8 protein-coding genes are annotated in these 12,289 nt (G+C 55.1%); 7 read left to right on the top strand and 1 reads right to left on the bottom strand.

Annotation, left to right across the window (positions count from 1 at the left end; translation table 11 throughout):
- Nucleotide 1: 1 nt before the first annotated feature.
- From ACZ5EH_RS04670 to ACZ5EH_RS04655, 4 genes are all read left to right on the top strand, one after another.
- Nucleotides 2–802, top strand: a complete 801-nt coding sequence (locus tag ACZ5EH_RS04670; RefSeq protein ID WP_464276970.1) for a class I SAM-dependent methyltransferase — start codon at nucleotides 2–4, stop codon at nucleotides 800–802.
- 66 nt (nucleotides 803–868) lie between these two features.
- Complete coding sequence (locus ACZ5EH_RS04665) at nucleotides 869–1,963, top strand: hypothetical protein (RefSeq protein ID WP_464276969.1); 1,095 nt, start codon at nucleotides 869–871, stop codon at nucleotides 1,961–1,963.
- A 5-nt stretch (nucleotides 1,964–1,968) separates the two neighbouring features.
- Nucleotides 1,969–3,036, top strand: a complete 1,068-nt coding sequence (locus tag ACZ5EH_RS04660) for an N-acetylneuraminate synthase family protein (protein ID WP_464276968.1) — start codon at nucleotides 1,969–1,971, stop codon at nucleotides 3,034–3,036.
- Between the two features lie 31 nt (nucleotides 3,037–3,067).
- Nucleotides 3,068–3,934, top strand: coding sequence for a phosphotransferase enzyme family protein (locus ACZ5EH_RS04655; protein WP_464276967.1), 867 nt, complete (start codon nucleotides 3,068–3,070; stop codon nucleotides 3,932–3,934).
- Nucleotides 3,935–3,987: 53 nt separating this feature from the next.
- On the opposite strand, the gene ACZ5EH_RS04650 is transcribed toward ACZ5EH_RS04655, so the two are convergent.
- Nucleotides 3,988–5,091: a glycosyltransferase family 4 protein gene (locus ACZ5EH_RS04650; RefSeq protein WP_464276966.1), complete on the bottom strand. Its 1,104-nt coding sequence runs from the start codon at nucleotides 5,089–5,091 to the stop codon at nucleotides 3,988–3,990.
- Between the two features lie 288 nt (nucleotides 5,092–5,379).
- Between ACZ5EH_RS04650 and ACZ5EH_RS04645 the strand changes: the two genes are divergently transcribed.
- From ACZ5EH_RS04645 to ACZ5EH_RS04635, 3 genes are read left to right on the top strand one after another with little or no spacing between them, the layout of a single operon-like run.
- Entirely contained in the window at nucleotides 5,380–7,092 is a 1,713-nt protein-coding gene (locus tag ACZ5EH_RS04645; protein WP_464276965.1) for a hypothetical protein, read from the top strand.
- A 39-nt stretch (nucleotides 7,093–7,131) separates the two neighbouring features.
- Nucleotides 7,132–8,385 (top strand): radical SAM protein, encoded by a 1,254-nt coding sequence (locus tag ACZ5EH_RS04640; protein ID WP_464276964.1) that lies wholly within the window; start codon nucleotides 7,132–7,134, stop codon nucleotides 8,383–8,385.
- 40 nt (nucleotides 8,386–8,425) lie between these two features.
- Nucleotides 8,426–12,100: a glycosyltransferase gene (locus ACZ5EH_RS04635; RefSeq protein WP_464276963.1), complete on the top strand. Its 3,675-nt coding sequence runs from the start codon at nucleotides 8,426–8,428 to the stop codon at nucleotides 12,098–12,100.
- The last annotated feature ends 189 nt before the right edge of the window (nucleotides 12,101–12,289 follow it).

The raw sequence follows: 12,289 nt of genomic DNA, 5'->3' as shown, positions 1-12,289 counted from the left end.
TATGAATTCAACCGCTGCAAATAACATCGAGAAACACTGGAAAAAGCTCTTTGGCGTAGAACTCTACAAGGTCGATTATACGCTTAAGCGGTACCTTTACAAACTTTTCGGCATTACATTGCCAAAGCTTGCGGATCAGCGTGATTATTGGGTCAGAAGAGGCAATGCCTATTGCAAGGAGATCACGACATCCGGGTATCTCGAGCGGGAAGTGTTTTTTCAGGATCTCATCATAAACGAACTCGCCTACCTGGATTACGATTCCGCCTTTGAAGCCGGTTGCGGTTTTGGTTGGAATGTAGGGCGCATTAAATCAATGCACCCCGAAAAGCGCATTGGCGGCCTGGATTTTAGCAGCACCCAGCTGGAAAACGCAAAGGATTGGCTGGGCGATCTGCAGGTGGACCTCGTCAACGGCGACGCAACAAAGATGCCTTTTCACGACAATGCGTTTGACGTTGGTTTCACCCTAGGTGTTTTCATGAACATCCACCCCAGCAAAATCAGGGCGGCGCTTTCGGAACTGATCCGTGTCAGCGGCAAGTACATTCTACACGTGGAGTACGACGAAACCAGAACGACTCCCGAACTACGGGAAAAGCGCGCCTTTAAGACAAATATTGTTTCCCATGACTATCCCGCCCTGTACCGTGAGTTGGGTAAAAACGTGGTCAAAGTCCTGACCCATGAGGACTTTGGCGAAGCTTTTCGCCAGCATGAAGCTGCGCAGCCCAAGGGTGTGGAGCGGTGGGAAGGCTTTGAAGGGCCGGAAAAGTATTGCCTTGTGCTGGTGGAAGTGTGACCTGTCCATAATGCTTGATAACAGCAAAAAGACCGCACTCTTGTTCATACTTTGCGAGTAAAACGAATGCCTTCCGCGAGTGAAGAACGCCAGCTTCGTCCGCGTCCGGTGCGGGAATGGATTGCAGAGCTTTTTGACCGCCCCTTTCCTGATATTTGCATATTACGTTGTGATGCGGGGCGTGAATATGGTCTCTCATTCGGCCATGCTGTGCGCTGCCTGACGCTGGCCCGAGCTCTTGCCACCGTTGGGGTGCGGCCTGTTTTTGTATGCCGTTCTTTACCTGGAGCGGTGGATTTTTTCGAACGGAGCGAATTCCAGGTGGAAGTGTTGCCTGACGCAGCGCCCCATAAGGGCAAGGCCGTCGCCGTAGAAACGCTTCTGTCACTTATCGAAACCAGCGGCGTTCCCCCGGAAAATGCAGCAGTGGTGGTGGACCTTCCGTATCCGGATCTGGATATTGAATCGTTTGACCTGCTCAGGCGGGAAGGGTGCCGTACGATTTGTATCGATGACGCCAGGTTCCGGGTTCCTGTCTGTGATGTCTATGTTAATGGTTCGATCCTTGCGCTGGCGCATGTCCCGGATGCTGCAGAACGCCAAACCCGAGCCGTATGCAAGGAAAAATCCACGAAGCTTCTGCTCGGACCGCGATACATGATGCTGTCGGAAGATGCGTTTACCCCGCATGTATCTGCGCCCTGTGATGGAAAAAAGCCTTTCACCGTGGCCATTACCTTTGGGGGGGCGGACCCCACAGGGCTGACGCAAAAAGCCCTCAAGGCGCTGGCTACAATGAAGAGCGCATGTAAGGCCACCATCGTTCTGGGGCCTGGTCTTGCTGCGGACAAGGCCGCGGCGCGGGAAATCTCGGCCCTGGTGGCGGCAGGGGGCAAACCTTGGCGCATTGTCCGCCAGCCGGAAAATCTACATGCAGTACTGGCGCAGTGCGATGTGGTTATCTGCGCCGGGGGCATCACACTCTATGAATTACTCGCCAGGGGGCAAAGCATGCTTCCTGTGGCTTCTACGCCATTTGAAGGACGCGTCATCCAGGCATTTCTTGACGCGAAATTGATCGAACACGGAATGCACGTTTGGGACGAGACCCGATTCATCGCCACTTTGGGCGGCATTATCGACAACTGCAGGAGTGTGTGAATAGCGTGGCTACCTTTAGTACTGTGGCGCCTGTGAAGGTGGACAATTGCCTGGTGGGACCGGGGCATCCGTGTTTCTTCATTGCCGAACTCGGTGTTTGTCACGACGGCGACATTGATTTGGCCTTGGAACTGGCAGAGGCCGCCATTGCGGCGGGTGCCCATTGCGTCAAGACTGAGACGTTCAACAAGGCGGCCATTCTTGGTGATCCAAATGTCATGATGGGCTATGAGCAGGACGGCGAACGGATTGAAATTTCTCTGGCAAAACACATGGATGCATGTGAACTGAGCCTGGAAGAGCATGCCGCCGTCAGGGCTTTGTGCGCCAAAAAAGGTGTGGCGTTCCTGGCAACTGTTCATGATTTCGAGGCCATTGACTTTTTATGTGAGATCAAGGCGAGCGCTATCAAGATCGCTTCTCCCGACGTGGTGCACCTGCCTTTGCTGGAGTATGCGGCCAGGTCGGGCCTTCCCGTCTTCATGGATACGGGCGCCTGCCGCCGCAGCGAGATTATGCGCGCAGTAGAGACGTTGCGGGACGCAGGAGCCGCCGGGGTGGTGGTCAACCATAACCCCGCAGGGCACCCCGCCCCTGCCGCGGGACATGCTCTGGGCAGCCTGAAGTCCATGCAAGGCGTGCTCCAGACCCCCATGGGGCTTTCCTGCCATTACGCTGGGTATGAAATGCTGTACGCCGCGGTTGCGGCAGGAGCAGACGCCCTGGAAAAGCCTGTCTCCCTGGATAGGCGCCAACCTCGGCCCGAACGCGCCTACTCTATTTCAAAGGGTGACATTGAACTCGTCGTCGCGACCATCAAGGAAATTGATCAGGCCATGGGCGAGCTGACGGATACGTTTACCACTGCGCAACTAGAATACCAGCAGAGGAACCGCATGTCGTGCCTGGCGTCCCGCGACCTTGCGCCTGGCGATTTGTTGGATGCAGACACCGTCTGGTTCGCCCGGCCAGAAAAGGGCGTGTCCGTTGCTGATTTCGCAAAAATAAAAGGACGCACTGTCAGTCGCGAGATCAAGAAAGGCGCCTTCCTCCAGTGGGGGGACATCGAGTGAACATCCCTTGCGACGGCAAAGGACGGAATGCATGATAGATAGCGGCATGGACAACGCCCGGCTGCTGCACGCCCTGCATGAAATCTACGGTATTCCCGTTGATGTTTTGCGGCTGGTGAAGAAACTGGCGGCCAATGCGTCGCTAATCAATGCTTCCGGCACGCTGCTGGTCCTCAAGATCCACTCCAATGCCGTGAACAGCCGTCTGGAATTCCTCGAAGGTGTTTATAAGGCTGCCAATCGTTCCGGCGTCATGCCGAAAGTCTTGGCTTCACAGCATGGAGCGCTGCTCAACTTTGTGGGTGAAAGAGTGGTGTCGCTACAGAACTATCATCCTGGCGGCACTGCGAAGCCCGACCCCTACGAGCTGGGGCGAAGGTTGGCCTGCTTACACGATGCTTTTTCCGCCACTACACTGCCCGACTTGGGCAATCACCTTACCGCTGCCGTGCCAGATGTGGCTGTGGCCGCCCGTAAGCACGGGCTGGAGTCCCTTGTCAGCCGGCTCCAGCGTGTGCAGGAGATAATAGGGCAGGGACCACGTCAAATCGTGCATGGCGATCTGCACTCCGGCAACATACTTACCCAGGAAGACGGGCGCCCTTTGTTTTTGGATCCGGATTCGGCAAGGACCTGCTTGGCGTTTTCCGATCTGGCCTTTGTGTGCTTTAGAGTCCACGGGACAGTCGATATGAATGCACCAGACGTGGCCGCCACGGTGGATGCCTATGTCCGGGCCCGTCCGGAGACTCCTGTCTGGCCGGAAAGATTAAAAGATTTCGCCCTGTATTTGCTTGCTCGTCGCGTTTTGTTCATTCGAGTTATGGCGGCGGGAGGGGATGAAAGCTACACCTATGACCTGCCAAAACTCTTGAAGTTACTCGAACCGTTGCGCTAGGAAGGTACAGGCGGTAGGGCCTTCATGCTCCTGCACGCTCTAAGAAAGGGGCATCAGCCAAGGATGATTTGCCGGTATCGCTTGTCCCATTCGGTCTTGTCAAAATGCGCGCGTGCGAAGTCCCTGCCTGCCAGTCCGATAGCCGTGGACAATTCCGGGTCATTGTGCAGCATCAGAATGGCCTTGGCGATGTCCTTTGTGTCCAGTTCCACCAGCAGGGAATTCTTTCCGTGTTGCAGGTACCCCTGAAAAAGGTGGCGGGGCACGATGACTGGTTTGCCCTTTGCCATGGCTTCGCAAACCACCTGCGGCATGCCTTCAGTGACGGAGGGTAAGACAAGGGCGTCAATGCTGTCGTAATAGGCATTGAGCTGCTCGCTGTCGATATAGCCCGTGTAGACGCGGTTGCCGGTGCGCATTGGCTCGAAGTTGCCGGCGAACAGAAAACGAACTTTTGGCGCCGTTTCTTCCAGCATACTGGCTACTTCTTCCAACAGAAAATAGCCTTTTTCAGCAGATTTACGCCCCAGGTACGAGACCTTGCGCACTCCTGGCGTACGCTTCTCCTTATACGTGAAGCGTTCAAAATTAACGCCCCGCATGCAGACCTCGACTTTCTCCGGTGCATTGCCCTCCAAAATAGACTGCACTCTGCGTTGCTCCCAAGGAGACATGACGATGACTTTGCTTGCCAGGCGGAAACTTTCTTCTTCTAGCGCCAGTCTGTGCTTGTGCTCCGGGCTGTCTGGCGCAAAATCGCCCTGCATGAGAAAGCTGGTGATTTCGTCTCCGGAAACACGGGGTATGCCTTTGACTCCCAGGAGGTGGGCGGAGACGGAAGCGGCGTGCCCCCATTTTGTGCCGCCAGCGAAAACATTGGTTATCACATCCGGACGGATGCCGGCGCATAATTCCATGATGCGCTGTATTCGCTGTGGTTGGCTGAGTTCAGCCGGTATTTCATAGAAGGCGACGTTGAAGTTGTTGTTCAGGTAGCGTTTGCCTTCCTGGGCGTGGCCGGGCATGGGGTTGGAGATCATATGCAGCTCACACCTTCCATGCAGGGCGCGAAACAAGTCGCCGTACACGTATCTTGCAAGGGTGGACCAGATGCCGGGCTTGAAGAAGGTAGGGCCCAGAAAAAGTACTCGTTGCATAAGAACTCCCTGGCTTTGGTATACGGGATGGCCCGGCAGGTCAGGCTCGCTGTCGTGGAGGGACTGGTTATCTCTTGTAATCTATGTTCTTTATAGCGAAAAAAAAAGCCCCCCGCAAATATCAGCGCCACGGGGTTGTTTTTTCAAGGTAAAAGGGCGGCCAGGAAGGCCTTTTCATGATTTTATTTGGACTGATATTTGCATTGAACCAGGAAAATTGTTGTGCCTAGGAAATATTGACGCCCATTGTCGGTGGTTTCACCTTTTCCATGGAAGGAGAAGTTATAAATGAGCAAGGATGGCGCTGTACAAGATCATCTTGAATCTCAGGATATTCCGGCAAATATCTGGCGCAGTCAGATAGAACGCCTCGTTCGGGAAGAGAATTTGTGGGGCCAGGAGCCGCTGACTCCGGTCCTGAACAGCGACCCCCGGAAAATTTTATTTTACGCTCCTGTGCCGTGGGGGCGTGGTAATTACGAACGTATGCTTTCTGTAGCACTGCGCCTGCGCGGGCATGAAGTGGACGAGGTGATCTGCTCTGGTCTCTTTCCGGCCTGTGGCATGGAGCACGTGGATACCAAGCGTCCCCCCTGTGCAAACTGCATGAATAACGCCATGAAGTGGTTTCAGACATGGAAGCTGCCAAAGCCCATGACCACGGGCGAATTCCGCGAGAGCAACGACATTGAGCGGGCGGTAGAGGTCGTTCGTTCACTGCATTTGGAACGCTTTAAGGATATCTCCATACATGCATTGCAAGAGCTGACCTACCAGGGGCTTCCCTTGGGCAAACGTCTGTTCCAGAAGCTGTGCTACCATTTTTCCGCTATATACACTGACCATGACGCCGTACTGGCTTACGCCTACAAGGCGGCGACGACGTATGTCCTGAACGCCTGGGTTGCCGAGGCTCTGTTTCGGCATAAGAATTACGACAAGCTGGTCATTTGCAACGGCAAGACCATTGAATGCGGGCCGATCATGGATGTGGCGCTGCAAAAGGGCATCGACGTGGTTGTCTGGGAAGGACACATCGTTCTTGACCATGATTCGCCGGCATTGGAGTTCAACCACCATGGCGTTTGGGACGAGGTCTCTAAAACGCCCCTCACTCCTGAGCAACGCGCGCACATTGAGCAGTTCTACGAAGATTGGCGCAACTCGAAAAATACGCCGCATGTGATCTACTCCAATCCGATCACTGATGAGGCGGAAATCTCGGAAATGCTCGGATTGCGTCCTGATTCCTTCAAGGTGGTCATTTATTCTAATATCCTTTTCGATACCAGCGTAATCGGCATGGATATCGGGTTCGAATCCCTTTATGAGTGGGCGCGTTTTTTTGTGCGTTACGCCATGGAAAATCCCGATATCGACCTGATAATCCGAATCCATCCTTCGGAAAAAAACCTGGCCAAGATACCTTCCCCTGCGAAACGGCGCAGCTCCATTGCTGATCGGCTCTGTCAGTGGTTGGACAACAAGCTGCCGGCAAACGTTCACATCGTGCCCGGGGCCAGCGAAATATCTTCCTACACGCTGTTGGAGATGGCAGACGTGGCCGCCACCTACACGGGAACTTTATCCATGGAAGCGCCCATGCATAACCGGCTGTCGCTTGTTTGCGGCAAGGTGCATTACCGGGGCAAGGGGTTTACTCTGGATGTTTCTACGCCAGAGGAAGTGCAGGCCGTGCTGGACAAGCGGGAGCCGCTGCCGCGCCCTACGCAGGAACAGGTGGATCTGGCCTGGCGCTATGCCTATTTTTACAACTGCCAGATGGCCACAGACCAGGATTTCTACAGACGCCGGGATCAGAGTTTTCATATCCGGTCGCTCACGCCCCTTGCGCCCGGCCAAAGCGCCTATTGGGACAATGTCTGCGCGAGCATTGCGGACAAGCTGGCCTTCATCGACCTGTCCAGACAGGACAGGAAGCCCATTCCCATCAAAGATCTGGAAAGAAAGTTCAACCCGCTGGACAGGCGGTATCATTGAGGCAGGCGCCATCTGGGCGTTTTGACCAAGGAGTGCATCATGTATTGCAGAATGACGCGAGGTATATTCTTCAGAGCCAACGGCGAACTGCCCTGCTACTGCGCATCTGGCGAACAGCTGCGGCTGGGCAAGGTCCCTACGGACTCCTTTGACTACGACTTTGTAAAGGATTTCTACTTCAATGCCAGATTCAACCGGGTGCGGCAGCATATGCAGAACGACAAGCTGCCCTGGCCTTCCTTCTGCCTGAAGTGCAACTACATCGACCCGTACGGTTCCTGGGACACCGGACTGATCAGCAAGGAAATCGAGTGGGCGCACATCGAATCCTCGGCTCTTTGCAACCTCAGATGCCCATTCTGCGTACACGGTATCCCTCAGAAGATTCGTAAGTACAAGCGGCCGGAACCCCTGATGATGCCGTACGAGATGTTCGACAAATCCATGCGCGATATAGCAAACGCCGGATTGAACTTTACCTGGATGTACTTCAGCGGCAGGGGCGAGCCCACGCTGCACCCGGAAATCTGGAAAATGGTCAAACTCTGCAAGGACATTTTCGACACTAATTTCCTGGTGAATACCAACGGCAATACACCTTTCAAAGACATGATCGTGGATTCCGGGTTGGACAAGATAAAAATCGCCCTGGATTCAGTGTTCCAGGAGCCGTATGCAAAGTACCGCATCGGCGGCAATGTCGAGCGCGTCATTGATTTGACGCGAAACATCATCGAGCGGAAACGCAAACTGGGCGTTACCTATCCCGAAGTCATCTGGCAGAAGGTGCTTTTTGATTTTTCGGACTCGGACGAGGAACTTTTGGCCTACCAGGCCAAGGCCAAGGAACTGGGTGTGGACACAGTGCTGTTCAACTTCACCTGGACGGAGAACTATTCCAAACGTACCCCGGATGACATCCCAAAAACCTTTCCCAACCTGCGCTTTGGCAACTTCCACAGCAAGTTTCATCTTTCCCCAAAAGCGTTTGAGGAAAAGATAGCCAGAGCCGAAAGCAGCAGTGATCCACGTGATTGGATCAAGCTGGCCACGGATATCACCCACTGGTTTTACCTGGGCATCTCCACCAGGGATGACATGGATTCCTACGCCAAGATGCCTTTTTCCGACAAACGCCAGTACATAAGCCGGATAAATGACCCCCATTACGAGGATTATTTGAAGGCCCTTGCGCATAGTTTCGCCAGACTGGACCAGATATACCGCGAGCGCGGCGAAGGGAATCACGCCCGGGTATGGCGCGATATGTCCGAGATGGTGCCCGTGGAGTAACAGCGGACTGTTTGAGCGAAAAAAGAGTGTGGAGCGTACTATGGATACCGTCTTTCCCGCCAATATTCAAAAGATCAGGCTGCGCCAGGATTCCCTGTGCAGCAAAGGGCGCGAACTTCTTGCCGCCGGTCGTCCGCAGGAGGCGCTGGTCGTGCTGCAGGAGATAGCCGGACAGGACCCGGATAACGTCCGCGTATTGCATGCCCTGAGCGAAGCGCAGATCGAGACAGGAGCGTTGACACAGGGCTTGGCAAGCCTGGTTAAGGCGTTTGGGAACAACCCCATGGACAAGGGCCTGGTGCACAGCCTGAGCAAGGCGCTGCGCCAGGCAGGGGAGCGTGACCAGGCGGGCGCCGTGCTCCAGGCCTACGCCATGCCTTTTGGGAAGGGCAAATCGTATCCCCCCGCCTCGATGGATGTGAGCATTTTTCTCCCAACCAAGGAGCGCTCAGCCCAGTTGATGCATTTCCTGGAGAGCATTCCAGCAGCAGGGAAAGGGCTTTCCGTGGAGGTTCTGGTATTGGCGGCGCAGCCCGACGCTGAGTTGTTTGCTAAAGCGGAAAAGGGCGAGATTCGCCTGTTTGAGGAAAAGCGGTTTTTCACTGCGCGCCCGAGTTGGCCGGAGATGATGAACTTCATGCTCCTGCACGCAAAGGGGCGGTTTTTCATGTATGGCTCGGATGATATCGTACTGCAGCCAGGCGCTTTTGACCATTCCCTGGACTCCATGGCGCCTTATGGCGATCAGGCTGCGGGCGCAGCCATGGCCTACCGCAACATGGGGTCCAAAACCCAATGGCGTGAATATGGCATCGATCTCACGCTGGGGCGTCGTCTGCTCATCAACTACGGACTCATCCGCACTGCATACGCCCGGGATGCGGGCGGTTTTTCCAATGATTACAATTTTTATTGCGCGGATGGCGATATGTGCTTCCGCCTGCTCCAGGCCGGGCGAGACCTGATTCCGGCTTTCAAGGCGCGGGTGGACCACCACCATGTGATGGACGGGGTGAAGCAAGGCAACAAGGCGGTGGTGGACAAGGATATCGCGACCTACCACGCCAAGTGGTTGGATATTTTCGGTCCGTTGGATGAAAGTCAGCGCAGGGTTTTCACCCACGATGACCTGCCCGAAGAAGCGCGCCCGCGTATGCCTGCTGCACAGGACCAAAAGCGGCAATGGCTGGAAAAGGTCATGGCGCATGCTTCAGGGAAAGAAGCCGTCCGGCTGCATCTCGGGTGCGGGCAGAATTATTTCGAGGGCTACGTCAACATCGACTTCCCCTCGTCGGAGCACAATGTGCAGACCCGCTCCGTGGCTGATTTCCATGCCGACTTGCTGGAACTCGATCTACCTGCAGGTACGGTGGACGAGATCCGCTCCCACCATGTGTTCGAACATTTCGATCGCCCGAGCGCCATGGCGCTGCTTGTCCGCTGGCATCGCTGGCTGAAGATCGGGGGCAGGCTCGTCATCGAAACGCCGGACGTGGAGGAATCCTTCCGCCAGGTTTTGGGCAATGGCGATTTTACCAGCAGACAAGCCGTGATGCGCCACGTTTTCGGATCGCATGAAGCATCCTGGGCCATCCATTTTGACGGGTGGGACGCTGAAAAATTTCATAAGACACTGCGCCTGTTCGGTTTCGAGGTCAGCGTAGAAAACAGCCAGTGGAAGCGCTGGCCGCATCTGGCCAACGTGACGGCTACGGCGGTGAAGGCAAAGGATCTGAACGTCACAGAACTGCAAAACGCGGTGCGCACATTTCATTCCTGGCATGTGGTCAGCCAGGGGGAAAGCGAACTGCGCATGCTTACGTACTGGATAGAAAGAACCTGGTCCATTGCAGGGGAAGGCGATGTCCTGCCAGTAGAGCAAAACAAAGCAAATATTCAAACTGACGAAACAGGCGCATGCGTGGCGATTGTGTTCAGCAAGGACAGGGCCATGCAGCTTGACGCCTGTCTGCGCTCGCTGGCCTGGGCCATGGCGGGGCAGGAAGGCGAGAAAGACGTGCGGGTGCGCGTGCTGTACGCTGCTTCCTCCCCAGGTTTTGCTGCCCAATACGCGGCCCTCGCCCAGGAACACCCGAATGTGGATTTTCACAGGGAGACCGATTTCAAGGCCGATCTGCTGGCACTGGTTGCCGACGCTGGCCAGATTCTGTTTCTGGTGGACGATAATGTTTTTACCCGTCCTTTTTCCCCTGCTACGGTCGTTACCACGCTTTCACGCACGCCGCAGGCCATTGGCTTTTCCTTACGACTGGGGCGCAATATCGTCTGGCACTATCAGACCGATACGGTGCAGCCGCAATTGCCGCTGACACCACTTCAGGGCGATGTGCTGGGCATGGTCTGGCCCAGGGGAAAATACGCCTTCAATTATCCGCTGGAGGTCTCCAGTTCGGTGTATCTTGCCTCCCTGATGCGCCCCTTGCTTGAAAGCCTGGAATATAAAAATCCCAACACATTGGAATTGCAATTGTCCAGGCAGGCAAAACAGTATGCCAAAAGCCACCCCGTATTGCTGACCTATGACTTGTCACGGGCATTCTGCATCCCGTTGAACCTGGTGCAGAGTGACTATGCAAATAAATACGAAGCGACGCAGCAACTTGACGTGGCGCATCTTGCCGCACTTTTTGACAAAGGTCTGCGCATCGATTTGTCCACGGTACAAGGGGCGGTGCCAACATCCTGTCACCAGTATTTTCCGCTGCGTTTTACCCCCGTCCAAACGGGTGACAAGACCGGCGTTGACGCTGCACGTCCTTTCATCTCCGTTTGCATCCCCACATACAACCGAGCCGGATATCTGCCCCAGGCCGTGCAAAGCGCCCTTGACCAGGAATACGGAGATTTCGAGGTTCTTGTGGTGGATGACGGGTCCACGGACGAAACCGCATCGATCCTCCGCTCCATAGATAATCCGCACCTGCGTTACGTCCATAAGGAGCATTCGGGGAGGGCGGCTTCGCGGGACGTGTGCGTGCAGGAGGCCAAAGGGGATTTCATCCTCTGGCTGGATTCGGACGACCTGCTGGCCCCCGGTATCCTGCAGCATTACGCCGCCATGCTTGCGGAAAATTCTGCAATGGACGTTCTTTATGGCAACCTGATCAAGGTGGACGATGCACTGCGCCCGACAGGCGTAGTGCAGTACGCTGACTGGAGCGAAAATCCCTCCGGTTTGCTCGAAGCCATGCTCTATAAGAACCAGATTCCCAATCCGGGCACTCTGGTTCGTAAATCGCTTTTCGCGGTGAATGGTGGTTTTGATCTTTCGTTTCCCTTTTGTGAAGATTATGAGTGGTTTGTTCGTGTGGCGGACAAGGCGCGGTTCAAACACTGCCATCGGCCCTCTTGTTTGTGGCGGCGGCATCCCGAGGCCGTAGCCGCAACCCAGGAAGGGTTGGATAATGGCGCGCGGGTCGTGGAACGAATTATGAAATCTCATGATGTGTCACAGCTTCTCGCCAGAAGAAACAATGGCGAGACGGATACCCCCGCCGGGGATCAGGCCGCGGAGTTGCTCATAAAGGTGGTGGAGCGGTTTCTTACGATGCATTGCCCGCACCATGCCTTGCCCTATGTTCAGGGCATCCTGGACTTGAACCCAGGTCCGCAATACAAACAAAAGGCATTCGACTATCTTAAGGCTGTGAAGCAGGAGGCCTTGCACCAGAAGCCACAGGCCCAAAGCGCATGACCAGTATGGGCAGTTGACCCTGCAGGTGTGCGAAAATAAAGGATTCATCTGCTGAAGAGGGTGCATGCAGTTGCCATGTACGCTGCGGATTGCCCCGGCAGATGGGGGCGCGTCAAGGAAGAACGCGCCTAAAGCGGGAAAAGCCATTGCCTTTTTCAAGGTCGTGACATCTCCGGCTTGTCCAATCAC

The sequence above is a fragment of the Desulfovibrio biadhensis genome (assembly GCF_055388615.1).
Note: the sequence above shows the minus strand (reverse complement) of the source record. Positions and strands in the feature narration are given on the sequence as shown.